This window comes from Sphingomonas sp. Leaf5, assembly GCF_001421155.1.
GTDB lineage: Bacteria > Pseudomonadota > Alphaproteobacteria > Sphingomonadales > Sphingomonadaceae > Sphingomonas.
In genome coordinates, this window is sequence record NZ_LMJZ01000013.1 from 19,521 (window position 1) to 37,315 (window position 17,795).

At 65.0% G+C, this 17,795-nt stretch carries 13 protein-coding genes and 2 tRNA genes; 11 read left to right on the plus strand and 4 right to left on the minus strand.

All coding sequences use genetic code 11. The features are described from left to right. Nucleotides 1–93: 93 nt before the first annotated feature. The 4 genes from ASE50_RS10390 to ASE50_RS10405 all read left to right on the plus strand — a co-directional run bounded on the left by ASE50_RS10390 (nt 94) and on the right by ASE50_RS10405 (nt 3,937). The gene (locus ASE50_RS10390) at nt 94–1,020 is read left to right on the plus strand and encodes a glycosyltransferase family 2 protein (RefSeq protein WP_056399666.1); all 927 of its coding nucleotides are present in this window, start codon (nt 94–96) and stop codon (nt 1,018–1,020) included. Between the two features lie 93 nt (nt 1,021–1,113). After that, the gene (locus ASE50_RS10395) at nt 1,114–1,743 is read left to right on the plus strand and encodes an ATP-dependent Clp protease proteolytic subunit (protein ID WP_056399668.1); all 630 of its coding nucleotides are present in this window, start codon (nt 1,114–1,116) and stop codon (nt 1,741–1,743) included. Between the two features lie 129 nt (nt 1,744–1,872). Next, the gene (gene clpX / locus ASE50_RS10400; RefSeq protein WP_055994619.1) at nt 1,873–3,138 is read left to right on the plus strand and encodes an ATP-dependent Clp protease ATP-binding subunit ClpX; all 1,266 of its coding nucleotides are present in this window, start codon (nt 1,873–1,875) and stop codon (nt 3,136–3,138) included. 97 nt (nt 3,139–3,235) lie between these two features. Then, nucleotides 3,236–3,937 (plus strand): HAD family hydrolase, encoded by a 702-nt coding sequence (locus ASE50_RS10405; protein WP_056399672.1) that lies wholly within the window; start codon nt 3,236–3,238, stop codon nt 3,935–3,937. 38 nt (nt 3,938–3,975) lie between these two features. Here ASE50_RS10405 and ASE50_RS10410 read toward each other — a convergent pair whose 3' ends face one another. Together ASE50_RS10410 and ASE50_RS10415 are read right to left on the minus strand one after the other, a co-directional pair. Beyond that, a complete protein-coding gene (locus ASE50_RS10410) occupies nt 3,976–4,212 on the minus strand; it encodes a hypothetical protein (protein ID WP_056399675.1) in 237 nt (78 codons plus the stop codon). Next, nucleotides 4,209–5,909 (minus strand): M1 family metallopeptidase, encoded by a 1,701-nt coding sequence (locus ASE50_RS10415; RefSeq protein ID WP_056399678.1) that lies wholly within the window; start codon nt 5,907–5,909, stop codon nt 4,209–4,211. Before ASE50_RS10415 ends, ASE50_RS10410 begins: the two co-directional genes overlap by 4 nt. Nucleotides 5,910–6,003: 94 nt before the next feature. On the opposite strand from ASE50_RS10415, the gene lon reads away from it, so the two are divergent. The 5 genes from lon (at nt 6,004) to ASE50_RS10440 (ending at nt 13,890) form a co-directional block, all read left to right on the plus strand. Beyond that, entirely contained in the window at nt 6,004–8,487 is a 2,484-nt protein-coding gene (gene lon / locus ASE50_RS10420; RefSeq protein WP_056399681.1) for an endopeptidase La, read from the plus strand. Between the two features lie 187 nt (nt 8,488–8,674). Next, nucleotides 8,675–8,947 carry an HU family DNA-binding protein gene (locus ASE50_RS10425; protein WP_055756411.1) on the plus strand — a complete coding sequence of 91 codons (273 nt, stop codon included), beginning with the start codon at nt 8,675–8,677 and terminating at the stop codon, nt 8,945–8,947. A 51-nt stretch (nt 8,948–8,998) separates the two neighbouring features. Continuing rightward, nucleotides 8,999–9,073 (plus strand) — tRNA-Val (locus tag ASE50_RS10430). Between the two features lie 298 nt (nt 9,074–9,371). Then, nucleotides 9,372–10,970 carry a hypothetical protein gene (locus ASE50_RS10435; protein ID WP_235512291.1) on the plus strand — a complete coding sequence of 533 codons (1,599 nt, stop codon included), beginning with the start codon at nt 9,372–9,374 and terminating at the stop codon, nt 10,968–10,970. 103 nt (nt 10,971–11,073) lie between these two features. Continuing rightward, nucleotides 11,074–13,890, plus strand: coding sequence for a TonB-dependent receptor domain-containing protein (locus ASE50_RS10440; protein WP_056399687.1), 2,817 nt, complete (start codon nt 11,074–11,076; stop codon nt 13,888–13,890). Between the two features lie 55 nt (nt 13,891–13,945). Here ASE50_RS10440 and ASE50_RS10445 read toward each other — a convergent pair whose 3' ends face one another. Continuing rightward, nucleotides 13,946–14,542: a prolyl hydroxylase family protein gene (locus ASE50_RS10445; RefSeq protein WP_162236188.1), complete on the minus strand. Its 597-nt coding sequence runs from the start codon at nt 14,540–14,542 to the stop codon at nt 13,946–13,948. Nucleotides 14,543–14,704: 162 nt separating this feature from the next. On the opposite strand from ASE50_RS10445, the gene ASE50_RS10450 reads away from it, so the two are divergent. Both ASE50_RS10450 and ASE50_RS10455 read left to right on the plus strand, forming a co-directional pair. Then, a tRNA-His gene (locus tag ASE50_RS10450) sits at nt 14,705–14,781 on the plus strand. A gap of 26 nt (nt 14,782–14,807) precedes the next feature. After that, entirely contained in the window at nt 14,808–15,857 is a 1,050-nt protein-coding gene (locus ASE50_RS10455) for a Glu/Leu/Phe/Val family dehydrogenase (protein WP_056399693.1), read from the plus strand. Nucleotides 15,858–15,920: 63 nt separating this feature from the next. On the opposite strand, the gene ASE50_RS10460 is transcribed toward ASE50_RS10455, so the two are convergent. Then, the gene (locus ASE50_RS10460; protein WP_056399696.1) at nt 15,921–17,696 is read right to left on the minus strand and encodes a cation:proton antiporter; all 1,776 of its coding nucleotides are present in this window, start codon (nt 17,694–17,696) and stop codon (nt 15,921–15,923) included. Nucleotides 17,697–17,795 lie beyond the last annotated feature (99 nt).

Genomic DNA, 17,795 nt, shown 5'->3' on the forward strand with positions numbered 1-17,795 from the left:
GCAGGACGGCCGCCCGCTTCCCGAACGGGAGCGGGCGGCCTTTTGCTGTCGGGATGCTTGCTTTCGGCGACGCGGGATGTTGTACGCGCCGGCATGTCCATGACCGTCGCCGTCCTGCTGCCCTGCTATAACGAAGAAGCCGCGATCGCGGCGACCGTCGCCGAGTTCCGCGCCGCGCTGCCGCAGGCGACGGTCTATGTGTACGACAACAACTCCACCGATCACACGATCGAGGTCGCGCAGGCGGCCGGCGCAGTGGTGCGGACCGAGCGCCTGCAGGGCAAGGGTGCGGTCGTCCGGCGGATGTTCGCCGATATCGACGCCGATATCTATGTCATGGCGGACGGCGATGCGACCTATGACGCGGAGGCTGCCCCGCAACTGGTGGCGCGGTTGATCGACGAACAGCTCGACATGGTCGTGGGCCAGCGGGTGAGCGAGGCCGTACTGGCCTATCGGCGCGGCCACCGCTTCGGCAATGCCATGCTGACGGGCATGCTCGCCCGGTTGTTCGGCCGGAGTTTCACCGATATCCTGTCGGGATACCGGGTATTTTCGCGCCGGTTCGTCAAGAGTTTTCCGTCGCTGTCGGCCGGGTTCGAGATCGAGACCGAGATCAGCGTCCATGCGCTCGAACTGCGCATGCCCGTCGCCGAGATCGCCACGCGCTATTTCGCCCGTCCGGAGGGATCGGCGTCGAAGCTGTCAACCTATGGCGACGGCTTCCGCATCGCCCGCACCATCGCGACGCTTTACCGGATCGAGCGGCCCTTGTGGTTTTTCGGTGCGATCGGGCTGGCGCTGGCGGTGCTGGCGGTGATCCTCGCGGTGCCGCTCGCCATCACCTATGCCCGGACCGGACTGGTGCCGCGCTTTCCGACCGCGATCCTTGCGACCGGCCTCGTGATCCTGGCGTCGCTGTGCCTGTTTTCGGGATTGATCCTCGATACCGTCGTACGCGGCCGGCGCGAGGTTCGGCGGCTTGCCTATCTCGCGCACCGCGCACCGGGTGGCCGCTAACCATCTTTCCGGGTGCGCTGCGGCGGGGTAGCCTCTTGCGTCGCCTTCCGCGAGCGCCGATGTAGGGGTCGAAATCTACTCAGCGGGAACCCAATGCAGGATATTCACGACGGCCTCGTCCCTATCGTCATCGAACAGTCGAGCCGCGGCGAGCGCAGCTTCGACATCTATTCGCGCCTGTTGCGCGAACGCATCGTGTTCGTGACCGGCGGCGTTGAGGATCACATGGCCTCGCTGATCACCGCCCAGCTGCTGTTCCTCGAATCGGAAAATCCGAAGAAGGACATCTGGATGTACATCAACTCGCCGGGCGGCGTGGTGACGGCCGGCATGGCGATCCACGACACCATGCAGTATATCCGCCCGCGCGTCGGCACGGTCTGCATCGGACAGGCGGCGTCGATGGGCAGCTTCCTGCTGGCGTCGGGGGAACCCGGCATGCGGGTCGCCCTGACCAACGCACGCATCATGATCCACCAGCCGTCGGGTGGCGCGCAGGGCATGGCGTCGGACATCGAGATCCAGGCCAAGGAAATCCTGCGTATCCGTCGCCGGATGAACGACCTGTACGCCAAATACACCGGCAAGCCGCTGGACGTGATCGAACGGGCGATGGACCGCGACACCTTCCTCGAAGCGGATGAGGCGCGGGAATTCGGGCTGGTCGACCAGGTGTTCGACAAGCGTCCGGGTGCGCCCGAGGAAGCAACCCCGGCAGCCTGAAGCGGATCGTCCGACCGCGCCTCAACCGGCGGCGCGGTCGGATAAAGTTTTAAGGCATTGCCGGATATGTGCCTGTGTGTATCCTGACAGGCGGCAAGACGCGCCACGGCGGCGCGGGAGATGATTTGAATGACGAAGCTCAGCGGCGGCGACTCCAAGAGCACACTGTACTGCTCGTTCTGCGGCAAATCGCAGCATGAGGTGCGCAAGCTGATCGCGGGTCCGACCGTGTTCATCTGCGACGAATGTGTCGAACTGTGCAACGACATCATCCGTGAGGAAACGAAGTCGGCACTGGTCGCCAAGAAGGATGGTGGTGTCCCGACGCCGCAGGAAATCTGCAACGTGCTCGACGATTACGTCATCGGGCAGAAGCAGGCGAAGCGTGTCCTGTCGGTCGCGGTCCACAACCATTACAAGCGGCTGAACCACGGGCAGAAGGGTGCCGACGTCGAACTGGCGAAGTCGAACATCCTGCTGGTCGGTCCGACCGGTTGCGGCAAGACGTTGCTGGCGCAGACGCTGGCGCGCATCCTCGACGTCCCGTTCACCATGGCGGACGCGACGACGCTGACCGAAGCCGGCTATGTCGGTGAGGATGTCGAGAACATCATCCTGAAACTGTTGCAGGCGTCGGACTATAACGTCGAGCGTGCGCAGCGCGGGATCGTCTATATCGACGAAATCGACAAGATCAGCCGCAAGGCCGAAAACCCGTCGATCACGCGCGACGTGTCGGGTGAGGGCGTGCAGCAGGCGCTGCTCAAGCTGATGGAGGGCACGACTGCGTCGGTCCCGCCACAGGGCGGGCGCAAGCATCCGCAGCAGGAATTCCTGCAGGTCGATACGACGAACATCCTGTTCATCTGCGGCGGTGCGTTCGCGGGTCTGGAAAAGATCATCGCCGACCGTCTGCAGGGCAAGTCGATCGGCTTCGGTGCCTATGTCGCGGCACCCGAAGAGCGCCGCACCGGTGAGGTGCTGCGCCAGACCGAGCCGGAAGATCTGCTCAAGTTCGGCCTCATCCCCGAATTCGTCGGCCGTTTGCCGGTGATCGCAACGCTCGAAGACCTCGACGTCGCGGCGCTGTTGAAGATCCTGACCGAACCGAAGAACGCGCTGGTCAAACAGTATCAGAAGCTGTTCGACATGGAGGGCGTGAAGCTCGGCTTCAACGACGAGGCGCTGGTGTCGGTGTCGAAGCGCGCGATCGAGCGGAAGACCGGTGCGCGCGGCCTGCGATCGATCCTCGAAGGCATCCTGCTCGACACGATGTTCGACCTGCCGTCGATGGATGGCGTCGACGAAGTCGTGATCGACAAGGACGTGATCGAGGGCCGCAAGGAACCGGTCCGCGTATATGCCGAGAAGAAAAAGGCGGGCGACGCGGCGTAGGCTGCCGACCCTGTAATGACAGGCGGGCGTCGGGTAACCGGCGCCCGTTTCGTTTCCGGGCTTTCGGCGGGCGGACTCGTCCGGTATCGTTTGGGTCGTGCCGATCGAACTCATCTGCCTCGATGCCGACGACACGCTGTGGCATAATATGCGGCATTTCGATGAGGCGCATGCCGCCTTCGTCGCGATGCTTCGGCCCTTCGCGGACGGCGACGTGGCGATGGAAACGCTCGATGCGTGCGAGACGCGCAACCTGAAACTCTATGGCTATGGTGCCAAGGGGTTCACCTTGTCGATGATCGAAACCGCGCTGGAACTGGGCGGCGGGCGATTGCCGAGCGGCGTCATCGCCGACCTGCTTGCGGCCGGACGACGGCTGCTCGCCCATCCGGTCGAACTGCTGCACGGGATCGAGGCGACGCTCGACGCGCTTGCTGATCGTGGCCGACTGGTGCTGGTGACCAAGGGCGACCTGCTGCATCAGGAAGCGAAGCTGGCGGCGTCGGGGCTGGGTGACCGGTTTTCGGGGATCGAAATCGTCAGCGACAAGACGGTCGATACCTTTGCGCGGTTGTTCGATCGCTATGGCGTTCGACCGGAACGGGCGGTGATGGCCGGCGATTCGATGCGATCCGATGTCCTGCCCGCGCTGGCCGCCGGGGCATGGGCGGCGTTCGTACCGCAACCGCTGGCATGGACGCATGAAGCTGCCCCGCCGCCATCGGGCCACGACCGGTTCAGGCAACTCTCAAGCCTGGCCGAATTGCCCACATGGATCGACGTAATCGCCGCAGGATAATCGATCTGGCGCGAGGCATTGCACTCGCGGCTACCGGGTTATCGTCGTGTCGTAGCCTGCCGCGCGGCGAGTGCCAGACCGGCGGCGATCTGCAAGACGGCATAGGCCCGGCGACGGTTCGGGCGGTCGACGAACGGCCGCACCAGCAGCTCCGCGCCGCCCGCATGCTCCTGCCACAGTTCGACATGACGGCGCGGCTGCAACAGGCCGAGCATACCATCGCCGATCATAAAGGTCGCCGCCATTTCGGCCGCACGTTTGCCAAGTTGTTTCATGGCGTTGCAACGTTCGGCGGCGCGATCGGTGCCTGCATCCGTTCGACCGCGATCGATCGGCGCAGCAGCCGTGCCATCGGATCGATCACGACATGCGCGTCGGCAGGCACGACGATGGTGCCGCTGCCATCGGCCATCGGCAGGGTTCGCACGACGCCATCGACCGCCACCTCGACCGGCAGGGGGAACGGGCCATCGCCCGGCACCTTCCACCGCAGCGTCAGACGGTCGCCGTCGCGGGTATCGATCAGGTCGGGGAGGGTGCCTCGCCGTAGATAGGTGTCGAAGAACCAGCCGAGATCGCGGCCGCTTTCCTGCGCCACCGCGATTTCGAAATCGCGGGTGGTCGCAAACCGCGGCTGGAAATTGCCGGGCTTCGGATCGGGCCGCCCATACACCAGCCGCCGGGTCGCGGCGAAAAAGGCCCGGTCACCGATCAGGTGGCGCAGCGTGTGGAGCATCCACGCACCCTTGAAATAGACGTCGCTGCCGGGGCCGGCTTTGCTTTCCATCTCACGCGCGGTGCGGGGAACGCCCGACACCACGGGGACCTTGGCGGCGATCCGGTCGCGCTGGACCAGCATCATCGCGCTGTAACGGGCATCGCCCTCCCGCCATTTTGCATAGAGCGGCTGCATATACGCGGCGAAGGATTCGTGGAGCCAGAAATCGTCCCAGTCGGCCGCCGTCATCTGGTTTCCGAACCACTCGTGGCTGAATTCGTGCTGGAACAGCCAGTCGAAGCCCTCTGATGCCGGCTTGTAGCCATTGCCATAGGCGTTGATCGTCTGATGCTCCATGCCGAGATACGGTGTCTCGACCACGCCGACCTTCTGGTCGGCGAACGGGTAGGGACCGATGACCTGTTCGAAGAAATCGAGGGTCGGTGCGAATTCGGCGAATAGCTGCGCCGCCTGCGCATCCTTGCCCGCCAGATGCCAGAGATGAAGCGGAATGACGTTACCGTAACGGCTGCGATAGGTGCCGCTGATCTCGCTATACGGCCCGACGCTGATCGCCAGCGCATAGGGGTTCACCGATCCCGAATGCCAGTTCCACGTCGTGCGCCCGTCCGGTAGCCGGTCGATCCCGCGCAGCACGCCATTGGCGGGCGCGGACAGGCCGGCGGGCACGGTGAAGTGCAAATCCGCCGCGGCCGGCTCACCCGCCGGAAAGTCGAGACACGGCCACCACAGGTCGCAGCCGGTCAGCTGGGCGGTGGTGCCGAACCATGGCTTGCCCTGCCATTCGCTCCATACGAAGCCATCGTCCCATGGCGCTCGTTTGGCGACGCGGGGTTGCCCGGCATAGCGGATGTCGACCGCCGTTCGTTGCCCGGCGGGTAGCGGACGGTCGATGACGATCTGCCCGCCGCCCTGCCGCCATGCCGCCCTCGGCAGGACAGCCCCGCCGATCGCCACTGCCGACACCGTCAGCGCATCGTCGAGATCGAGGACGATGCGCGGCGTTGCTGCCCGTGCGTCGAGGGTGAGGACGGCCCGCCCCGACAGCGTGCGCCGTGCCGGCAGTGCCTCGATCGCGAGGTCGACATGCGCCAGCCGCAACGCCGCACGTTCCGGTGCGACCGGCCCTCCCGATCGAAGCGTCATCGGATGCACCGGCGGAACCGGGGGTAATTTGGGGGCGGCCGATAGCGCCACCGCGCCGGCGAGCAGGAGCGTCAGGGAAAAGGCCACCGATCAGCTTCCCATCGACCGGAGATTGATGGGGCGATAAGTACCACCATATAGGTAGATGGGTCCGGCAGTTCGGCCGGGTCGTGGAGTGTCCATGTCCGAGATTACCAATTCCGTTTCGTCCGAGCCGCTGAAGCTGCCGGTGCTGCCGCTGCGCGATATCGTTGTCTTTCCGCATATGATCGTGCCGCTGTTCGTCGGGCGCGACAAGTCGGTAGCCGCGTTGGAAGCGGCGATGGCGGGATCGAAGGAAATCTTCCTCGTGGCGCAGCTCGATCCGGGTGAGGACGATCCGTCGCGCGAAGACCTGTACGATGTCGGTGTCTCGGCCGAAGTCATGCAGATGCTGAAGCTGCCCGACGGCACGGTGCGGGTGCTGGTGTCGGGCAAGGCGCGCGCGACGCTGACCGAACTGGAGACGGTCGACAATTATCTGGTCGCGACGGTTGCCCCGACCGAAGCGGGCGACACGACGCTCGAAGACGCCGATGAAGGCACGGACGAGCGCGTCGCCGAGGCCGTCGCCCAGCCAAGTGCCGAACTGAAGGCGCTGATGCGGTCGGTCGTCGATCAGTTCGAGAATTACGCCAAGCTCAACAAGAAGCTGCCCGCCGAAACCGCGGTGCAGCTGTCCGAGCTGGACGACGCATCGCGCCTCGCCGATGCGGTCGCGGGCAACATCGCGGTCAAGGTCGCCGACAAGCAGGCGCTGCTGGTCGAGGCCGATCCGCAGAAGCGGCTCGAGATGGTGTTCGCCTTCATGGAAGGCGAGCTGGGCGTATTGCAGGTCGAAAAGAAGATCCGCAGTCGCGTGAAGCGGCAGATGGAGAAGACCCAGCGCGAATATTATCTCAACGAGCAGCTGAAGGCGATCCAGCGCGAACTCGGCAACGAGGGCGAGGATGGCGACGGCGACGAAATCGCCGAGCTGACCCAGAAGATCGCGACGCTGAAACTGAGCAAGGAAGCCCGGACCAAGGCGACGTCGGAGTTGAAGAAGCTCAAGACGATGGCCCCGATGAGCGCCGAGGCGACCGTCGTGCGCAATTATCTCGACGTGCTGCTGGGCCTGCCTTGGGGCAAGAAGTCCAAGCTGAAAAAGGACATCGCCGTCGCGCAGAACGTGCTCGACGAAGACCATTACGCGCTGGAAAAGGTCAAGGACCGGATCGTCGAGTATCTGGCAGTACAGGCGCGCACCAACAAGCTGAAGGGGCCGATCCTGTGCCTCGTCGGCCCGCCGGGCGTCGGCAAGACCAGCCTCGGCAAGTCGATCGCCAAGGCGACCGGCCGGGAGTTCATTCGGCAGTCGCTGGGCGGCGTGCGCGACGAGGCCGAGATTCGCGGCCACCGCCGGACCTATATCGGGTCGCTGCCGGGCAAGATCGTCACGAACTTGAAGAAGGCCGGCGCATCCAACCCGCTGTTCCTGCTCGACGAGATCGACAAGCTGGGTCAGGATTTCCGTGGCGATCCGGCATCGGCGCTGCTCGAGGTGCTCGATCCCGAACAGAATGCCAAGTTCAACGATCATTATCTGGAGATCGACATCGATTTGTCGGACGTGATGTTCGTGTGCACCGCGAACACGCTGAACCTGCCGCAGCCGCTGCTCGACCGGATGGAGATCATCCGGCTGGAGGGGTATACCGAGGACGAGAAGGTCGAGATTGCCGAACGGCATCTGGTCGCCAAGCAGGTCGACGCCCATGGCCTCAAATCGGGCGAGTTCGAGCTGACGCAGGAGGGGCTTCGCGATCTGATCCGCTATTACACTCGCGAAGCCGGCGTGCGGACGCTGGAGCGCGAGATCGCGAAGCTGGCCCGCAAGGCGCTGCGCCGCATTCTCGAGGGCAAGGCGACGTCGGTCACCGTCACGCCGGAAAACCTGTCGGAATTTGCCGGCGTTCGCAAATATCGCTTCGGCGTGGGTGAGGAAGAGCATCAGATCGGTGCGGTTACCGGGCTCGCCTGGACCGAAGTCGGCGGCGAATTGCTGACGATCGAAAGCGTCACGGTGCCGGGCAAGGGCGCGGTCAAGACGACCGGCAAGCTCGGCGACGTGATGAAGGAATCGGTCGAGGCGGCGTGGAGCTACGTCAAGGCGCGCTCGCCGGGCTATGGCATCAAGCCGAGTCTGTTCCACCGCAAGGACGTGCACATCCACCTGCCCGAAGGGGCGGTGCCGAAGGACGGGCCGTCGGCCGGCATAGGGCTGGTCACCTCGATCGTCTCGACGTTGACCGGTGTGCCGGTACGGCGCGAAGTGGCGATGACCGGCGAAGTGACGTTGCGCGGCCGGGTGTTGCCGATCGGCGGCCTGAAGGAAAAGCTGCTGGCGGCAATGCGCGGCGGTATCACCACGGTGCTGATCCCGATCGAGAACGAGAAGGATCTGGCAGAAATTCCGGCCAATATCCGCAGCGGGTTGGAGATCATCCCGGTGTCGCATGTCGACGAAGTGCTGCGACTCGCACTGACCGAACCGTTGACCGCGATCGACTGGACCGAGGCCGACGATCTGGCCGCGCAGCCGCCGGTGCCGGTACCCGGTATTGCCGAGTCGCGACCGCATTGATCGATGGCGGCGGGGCGGGTAACACCGTCCCGCCGGCGTCGCCCAACCGACGCATCGCAGCGATATTACGCAATCCATTGGATTGCGCTGACTTTGCCAATTTGCTTTGACAGGTTTCGACGAAGCGGCCTTATTGGCGCGTTCGAATCTGGCTATATTTTTTCTGATACGAAGGGGGTTCCACGGGATGAACAAGCAGGAGCTGATCGGGCAGGTCGCCGACCATTCGGGGCTTACCCGCGGCGATGCGATGAAGGCGGTCGAAGCGGTATTCGACGTCATCTCGGCGGCGCTCAAGAAGGGCGATGAAGTGCGCCTTGTCGGATTCGGCACGTTTTCGGTATCGAAGCGCAAGGCATCGACCGGCCGCAACCCGCGTACCGGCGAACCGATGACGATCAAGGCGTCGTCGCAGCCCAAGTTCAAGGCCGGCAAGGGCCTGAAGGACTCGGTGAATTAAGTTCTGGACACCTTGGCCGGACCCCTTTAGGGACCCGGCCTCCGGGTTTCCGGGCGCGTAGCTCAGCGGTAGAGCACACCCTTCACACGGGTGGGGTCACAGGTTCAATCCCTGTCGCGCCCACCAGATCAACGGCCGTCCGGCACGTCGAACCTCTGTCCAGAGGCGATGTGCCGGGCGGCCGTTTCTGATTCGGGCGGCTGCCGTCCCGATCCGGCGCACTGTCACAAAATAGAAACCATACCGTCTTCGAACCTTCACCGGAATCGCATGGTGCCGTCATCCGGCGATCCTAACGGGCAAGCGTGGATCGGACAGAGGGGGAGCCCTGGACGATCGCCGGGCCTCGCGCCCGCATAACGACAAACCAGGTTTCGGGAGTTCATCGGTGATGGCCAGCAGCAAGCGCTTCGGTCTTATTCTCATGGCAACGACGGCTTGTGCCGCGCTCGCCGGGTGCAGTGGTGCCGACGGTGTCGCGTCGCCGGGCGCCGGCAGCATCAACGTGACCGTCCCGGCCCCGGCTCCCACGCCCACCCCGACCGCGTCGGCCACGCCGAGCGCGATCACCGCGGCACAGTTCGCCGCGCAGACCGCCGTCAACGGCATCACCGTGACGTCGGACGAACAGCTCGCGATCGTCAACGCCGGCACCAACAACAACGTCAACGGCGTCGGGTCGGTGCTGAACGGCGTGTATCCGGTCGGCGCAACCTCGCTGACGACCGCAGCCGATCCGTCGACGATCAACAGCTTCTTCACCAGCACCAACTATGTTGGCGCGCTGAACGGTCCGACCGATACCGCGTTCCAGGGCTGGACCTGCAACTCGACCTCGGCCGAATTCGGCGGTTCGGGCGCGCGCTGCACCTCGGTGCCGTCGATCGGTACCTATGCCGCGGCGACCTCGGTCTGCCCGACCGGCACGACCGATGATGGCACGAACAGCTCGACCAGCCCGACGCTGCGCTATTGCCGTCTGCCGCAGAACATCACGACCGACCTGTCGCTGCCGAAGATCGCGGGCGTCGTGTATCGCCTGCGCGGTCAGACTGAAGTCGGCACCGATCTGGGTAGCGCCGGCCCGGCTGGCGTCACGCTGACGATCGCTGCCGGTGCGGTGATCGCGGCCGATTCGTCGGAAAACACGAACGATCTGCTGCTGGTGAACCGTGGCTCGAAGATTTCGGCGATCGGCACGCGCGACGCACCGATCGTCTTTACCTCGCAGCAGAATCTGGCGAACAACGGCGTGTCCGACGCATCGCAGGGTCAGTGGGGCGGCATCATCCTGCTCGGCCGCGCGCCGACCGCAGTCTGCGCCACCGGTACCGGTCCGAACAATGCCGACGGTTCGTCGACGACGTGCCAGCAGGCGATCGAAGGCGTGACCGGCCGCTTCTACGGTGGTCCGAACGCTGCCGACAATTCGGGTCAGATGTCCTACGTCCAGATCCGTTATTCGGGTATCGCGATCAGCGACGGCAACGAATTGCAGGGCCTGACGCTGGGCGGTACCGGCAGCGGCACCGTGCTGGATCATATCCAGAGCCACAACTCGGCCGATGACGGCATCGAAATCTTCGGCGGTACGACCAACCTGAAGTACATCGCCATCACCGGCGCAGACGATGACGGTTTCGACATCGACAACGGCTATCGCGGCTTCATGCAGTTCATGATCGCGGCGCAGCGCGTGCTGGGCGCGACCGCCGACTCGTTCTCGACCGAGATCGACTCGAACAACGGCGAAGACCTGCTGCCGCGTACGTACAGCACCTATGCCAACTTCACCTTCATTCAGACCGCGCTCGCCCCGGCGGCGATCCGTCAGCGCGGCGGTTCGGACATGCGCTATGTCAACGGCGTGGTGAAGTCGGTCGGCAACGTGGCCTGCGTCAACCTGATCGCCGGCGAAACCAGCGCGACGGACCGCTCGACGATCCGTGCGGCCGACACCACCAAGCAGGACGCCGGCCCGCCGGTCTTCTCGTCGGTCTACTTCGCCTGCCAGGGCCGTTGATCCGACCCGTCGCGTAACCCGCGATGACACGCCGATGCCGGGGCGGGCCGATACGCCCGTCCCGGCATTCGCTCTTTCAGACTTACAAGGTGGATCAACGGTCATGCAGCACCGCCGCGCTTACGCAACACTCCTCCTCCTGACCTCGCAACTGGTTGCGCCGGCCGTGCTGGCGCAGTCGACGACGCCGGCCGCCCCGGCGACCGCAACGCCGCCGGTCGTCCAGACCGGCACCGAACCCGATACCGCGACGTCCGCGCCGCAGGACGGTACGACGACCGACGCTCCTGCCGAAGTTTCGTCACCCGGTTTCGACGAAGCCGCTGGCGAGGAAATCGTCGTCGTCGGCCGCAATATTCCGAACGTCGTGCGCGCCACGCCGCAAATCGTATCGGTGCTGTCGGAAGCGGACATTGCCCGGACCGGCGACGGCGACATCGCCGGGGCGCTGACCCGCGTGACCGGCCTGTCGGTCGTTGGCGGCGGCTTCGTCTATGTCCGTGGTCTCGGCGATCGCTATTCGTCGTCGCTGCTCAACGGTTCGCCGCTGCCCAGTCCCGAACCGCTGCGCCGTTCGGTTCCGCTCGACATCTTCCCGACGTCGATCGTCGGGTCGGCGCTGGTGCAGAAGACCTATTCGGTCAACTTTCCCGGTGAATTCGGCGGCGGTGTCATCAACCTGACGTCGAAGGCGATCCCGAAAAAGAACTTCCTGACGATCGGCGGTTCGGTCGCGGCCGATACGGTCACCACCAGCGAACTCGGCTATCTCTATGCCGGCGGCAAGAGCGACTGGGTCGGCTATGACGACGGGACGCGCGGTGTGCCGTCGTTCATCCGCAACGCGGACAAGGGATCGGGTCTGATTCCGGTCGCGCAGGTCGCGCAGCTCGACAATGCCCGGACCTCGCTGTTGCAGGTCAACAACCAGCTGCCGGCGAACCTGTCGGGTGAGATTTCCGGCGGGTCGGTGTTCGATGTCGGCAGCGACCGTCTGGGCGTCATCGCCTCGCTCGGCCTGTCGAACACGTTCCGGACGCGTGACGCGACGCAGCAGGACAGCGTCAGCGAAAACGGCACGGTCCGTAACGACTTCCGCACCGTGCTGACCGACAACCGGATCGTCGCCAACGGGCTGGTCGGGCTGGGCTATGAGTTCAACGACAATACGCTGCGCTGGACCAACGTCTATATCCACGACACGCTGAAGCAGGGTCGTCTGGCGGCGTCGGACAATTACAACAATTTCAGCGGGCTGCGCGTTCAGCAGAACACCAACTGGTTCGAACGCCAGCTTATCGAAAGCCAGCTGGTCGGCGAATTCAAGCTGACTGACGCGCTGAAGTTCGACGCCCGCGGCGCCTTCGCCAATTCGAAGCGTAATGCGCCGTACGAACGCCAGTTCGACTATCTGTGTTCGAACCGCACCACCAACGGCTATCCGATCACGGTCACCGATGCCCCGGTGTCGCGCGGGTTCAACTGCAACGGCGCCTATCAGGTGACGCAGCGTTTCTCGCCCTTCGCCAGCGTCGTGTTCAGTGAGCTGAACGAAGACCTGTACACGGGACAGGCGGACCTTGCGTACAAGCTGCCGACCGATCGTCCGATGACCGTATCGACCGGCTATTTTTATTCGAACACCGACCGTTCGTCGCGCCGGTTGCAGTTCAACTATCAGACCAGCGACGGTGCCGGCACCGCGCCGGGTTTCCCGAACAATCTGCTGCGGCCCGACTATCTGCTGTCACCCGATTCGCTGTTCAATGCCTGTCCGCAGCGCGGTACCGGTGCCTGCACAATCGAGCTGCAGTTCAATACCCAGGCTGGTGCCTATGCCTATGACGCCAGTCTCGAAATCCATGCCGGCTATGTGCAGGCAGAGGCCGAAGTGTCGGACGGGCTGCGCGCCGTGGCCGGTGTCCGCTACGAAACGGCGAACGAGCGGGTCACGCCGATCAACCTGACGCCGACGATCCTGAAGAACGCCTATTGGTTGCCGGCGGGCACGCTGACGTGGAACTTCGCGTCGGACATGCAGCTTCGCCTGAGCGGTGCGAAGACGATCTCACGCCCGCAGTTCCGCGAATTGGCCCCGCAACAGTTCCGCGATCCCGACTCGGATCGCCTGTTCTTCGGTAACCCGAACCTGCGCGACTCCAAGCTCTGGAACCTCGAAGGTCGCTACGAGTGGTTCTTCGGGCGCGATCAGCGCATCACCGCCGCCGGCTTCTACAAGCGGATCGACAATCCGATCGAACAGGCCGGCTTCTATCCCAGCCCCGACGCGACGTTGCAGACCGGCTTCACCTACCTGCCCAAGGCGACGCTTTATGGTGCCGAGGTCGAGGCGCTGAAATACGTGCCGCTAAGCGGTCTCGGCAATGTCTTCGCTACCCGCCGCCTGTTGCTGCTGGCCAACTATACCTACACCCAGTCGCAGATTACCGCGGACGGTACCTGCGTGCCCAACCCGGCGGCCGCGCTGGGATCGCCCGGCATCGGCGGCTGCCAAGCCGGCTTCGGTCGGGCGAACGCGCTGTTCCGCGACGGCGCGCCGCTGACCGGCCAGTCGGACCATCTGGTCAACGTTCAGTTGGGGGTTGAGGACACGGCGGCTCTGTCGCAGCTGACCTTGCTGTTCAACTATGCCAGCGACCGCGTGACCAATCGTGGTCCGTCGAACCTGTCGGGTAGCGGGTTCCAGCCCGATATCGTCGAGCGTCCGGGCATCCGCCTCGACCTCGTCGCACGGCAGGGCATCGAGGTCGCCGGCGCGCAGCTGGAAGTGAAGGCAGAGGCCCGCAACCTGACCGGTACGCGCTTCTCCGAAGGCCAGAATTTCGGCGGAAATCAGGTCTATATCAACCGCTACGATCTTGGCCGGATGTTCTCGCTGGGCATCACCGCGCAGTTCTGATCGAATTTCGAACGGATCGACGGGCCGTCGGTAGTGATGCCGGCGGCCCGTTCGCTTATCCCCACCGACGCTCGCGGAACCATTTCGTCAGCACATATTTGCTGCCGTCGCGGACCTTCATCCCATGATGCAAGGTCGCCGGATTGGGGCTGCCATCGCTTCGCAGGTTGTTCCACGCCAGCAATTTGCCGGTTTCGGGCTGAACGATCTTGTCGATCGCCTTGAACCGCGTTGCGCCGCCCGCGCCGGGTTCGTTCAGGTACAGCATCACCGTCCAGGTCCGGTTGCCGGCGACCGAGCAATATCGCGCGAAGTCGCCGCCGTTCGGGTCGAAATAGTCGGTATGGGCCTTGAACTCCTGTCCGACGGCATAGCGTTGCCCCTGCAGTGGCTCGCCATGCGCGGGATCAAGCCCGCAAAAATCGAGGATCAGTGACTCGGCCGCCGCCACGACTGGGTCGGTCGAATCGAGATCGCAGGTCTCGCTGGTGCGGAAGGTCGGGTCACCATTGGCGTCGGCGATCGTCGACGGACGGCGTTTGGCGTCGATCCGCTCGATCAATGCGGTACACAGATCGGCCGGGATCAGCGCGCGTCGGATGAACAGCGACAGCTTGGCGCTGGGCGCACGCTGGACGCCCGGGCGGGTCATGATATGCGCGACGACCGGTTCGCTCGGAAAGCCCGAGCCGAAATTTGGGCGGGCGGGGGCAGGGGGCGGGACCGTTTCCATGGTCTTTTTCCTGCCAGAAGGATTGTCGGCACGCCACTGCTTGACCGATGCCTGCGGCCCGGCTAATCGCGCCCTTCCACGGCGACCGTAGTTCAATTGGTTAGAGCGCCGGCTTGTGATGCCGGAAGTTGCGGGTTCAAGTCCCGTCGGTCGCCCCATCCCTTACAGCGCTGGAGCCGCCACCGTGCAGACCGATTGGGGCTATCCCGACTTCGACGATCACGAAGGCATCCACCTGTTCTCGGATCACCAGACCGGCCTGCGCTGCGTCATCGCGGTCCATTCGACCGCGCTTGGACCGGCGGCGGGCGGTGTGCGCTTCTGGCGGTACGCCAGCAGCGACGCGGCGGTGACCGACGCGCTGCGCCTGTCGCGCGGCATGAGCTTCAAGAATGCGATGGCCGGCCTGCCGATGGGCGGCGGCAAGGGCGTGGTCCTGGCCCCCGAGGGTGGTGCCAAGACCCCCGAACTGCTCGCGGCGTTCGGTCGAGCGGTGGAATCGCTCGGCGGACGCTATGTGACGGCCGAGGATGTCGGCATGTCCGAAGCCGACATGATCACCATTTCCAGCGCCACCAGATATGTTTCGGGCCTGCCGGTCGCGGCGGGCAATGCCGGCGGCGATCCGGGTCCGTTCACCGCAATGGGCGTCTATCTCGGCGTGCGCGCAGCGGCGAAGCGGGCGCTCGGTACCGATGACATGCGCGGCGTGCGCGTGGCGGTGCAGGGCGTGGGCTCGGTCGGTGGTGGCCTCGCCCGGCTGCTTACGAAAGACGGCGCGGTGCTGACGCTGGCCGACGTCAACGAAGCGCGGGCGGAAGCACTGGCCAGCGAGCTGGGGGCCACGACCGCCGATCCGGCCTCGGTACTGACGCTGGACGCTGACATCGTCAGCCCGAACGCGCTCGGCGCGGTGCTGGACGAGGCCACGATCGCGGCGCTGCGGTGCAAGGCCGTGGCCGGTGGCGCGAACAACCAGCTGGCAACGGCAGGGGACGGCAAGCGTCTGCAGGAACGTGGCATCCTCTATGCCCCGGACTATGTCATCAACGCCGGCGGCATCATCAACGTCGCGCTCGAATATCTGGGGCAGGGCGACCGTGCCGAGGTCGAAAGCCGCATCGCACGCATTCCCGACCGGCTGGTCGAGGTGTGGGACGAAAGCGACGCGAGCGGGCTGCCGCATTCCGACGTCGCCGATGCGATCGCCCGCCGCCTGATCGGGCGCGGCTAAGTAGCGACGAACAGCGCCGCCCCGGATCGATGCCGCGGCGGCGCTCGTTTTACGGACAGGACGTCAGGCCGGATCGTCGACCCGCCGCAGCCGCCGGATGCGCGGTTCGCGTTCGATGCTCGCCTGTTCGCGGATCATCTGACGCAGTTCGTCGCGCTTTTCGTGGATCGAGGCGATGACCGGTCCCATCGCAACGCCGAGATCGACCAGCACCGCTTCCGACAACTGTAACGAGCTTTCGAGCGTCTCCGGCACGGCATCGCTGACCCCGGCGGCGTAGAGTTCGGCGGCATGCGCGGCGTCGCGGGCGCGAGCGAGGATCGTGAGGTTCGGCACCCACCCTCGCACGCGCCGCGTCAGCCGGACGGTCAGCACCGGATCGTCCATCGTCAGCACCAGCGCAGTTGCGCGACCCAGATCGAGCCGGTCGACCAGTTCCGACCGGGCGACGTCACCGAACAGGATCGGGTGCCCCTCGGCCCGCGCCGCCGCGACATTGTCGATGTCCGAATCGACCGCGATATAACGTTTGCCGTGCGTCTTGAGCATTTCCGCGACCAGACGACCGACCCGGCCGAACCCGATGATGACGACGCCTGATCCGGTCGGGTCGACCGGGGGCGATTCCTCGCTGCCGGTCCGGCGTTCGATCCGCCGCGAGGCGCGCTTGCCGAGCATTGCCAGCAGCGGCGTGATGGTCAGGCCGATCGCGGTGACCGTCTGCCAGAAGGCGGCGGTCGATGCCTGGATCAACTGCGCCTGCGTCGCCGCCGCCAGCACGATCAACGTCGTTTCGGACGGGCTGGCCATCAGCAGCCCGGTCTCGGTCGCGGTGCCGGCGCGCACGCCGTTCAACCGCAACAAGATGCCGGTGACCAGTGCCTTCACCACCACCACCCCGGCGATCGCACCGAGCAATTCGGGCCAATTCTCGACGATCGTCGCGATGTCGAGGCTCATGCCGATGGTGATAAGGAACACACCGAGCGCCAGCCCCTTGAACGGTGCGGTGATGACCTCGACCTCGCTATGATATTCGGTCTCGGCGATCAGCAGCCCGGCGAGCAGCGCACCGACGATCGGCGATAGCCCGGCGGCGGTGGTGACGAGGCTGGCGACGATTACCACCAGCAGGCTGGCCGACAGGAACAGTTCGGGACTCTTGGTCCGCGCCGCCTGTGCGAACAATTTGGGCAGGACGAACCGTCCCGCCAGATAGAGCGCGGCGACGCTGACCCCGCCCCACATCGCGGTATTGGCCAACCCAGCCCAGCCGTCGTCGGACGCGGCGGGGGCAAGCGCGCCCAGCGCGAAGATGATCGGCACCAGCGCCAGATCCTCGAACAGCAACATCGCGAAGGCGGTGCGCCCGACCGGCCCGGTGGTGCCCGCCATCGGCAGCACCAGCGCGGTCGAGGAGAGAGCAAGCGCGAGGCCAAGGCCGATCGCACCGGTGCTCGCCTGCCCCATGATCATCAGTGCGAGGCCGATCAGCAGGCCCGATCCGAGCAGCTCGGCGGCACCAAGTCCGAACACCTGCCGCCGCATCGCCCAGAGCCGTTTGAACGACAGTTCGAGACCGATCGAGAACAGTAGCAGGATGATACCGAATTCGGCGAAGGGTTCGATCGAATGTCGGTCGGTGATCGTGATGTGATAGAGCCACGGCACCCGGTCGACCAACGCGCCCAGCCCGAACGGACCGACGAGAACGCCGACGAGGATGAACCCGATCACCGGGTTTACGCGAAACCGGGCAAACGCAGGAATGACGAGGCCGGCGGCCCCCAGAATGACCAGCGAATCGCTGAACGGCGTCGAATCGATCGGCAATGGCATGGGTGCATTGTTGCGGACGCGACACGGTGGCGGCAACCGCTAACGCACGAACGGCGCCCATCCGATCGGATGGACGCCGCTCCTTCGGCCATCGGGGCG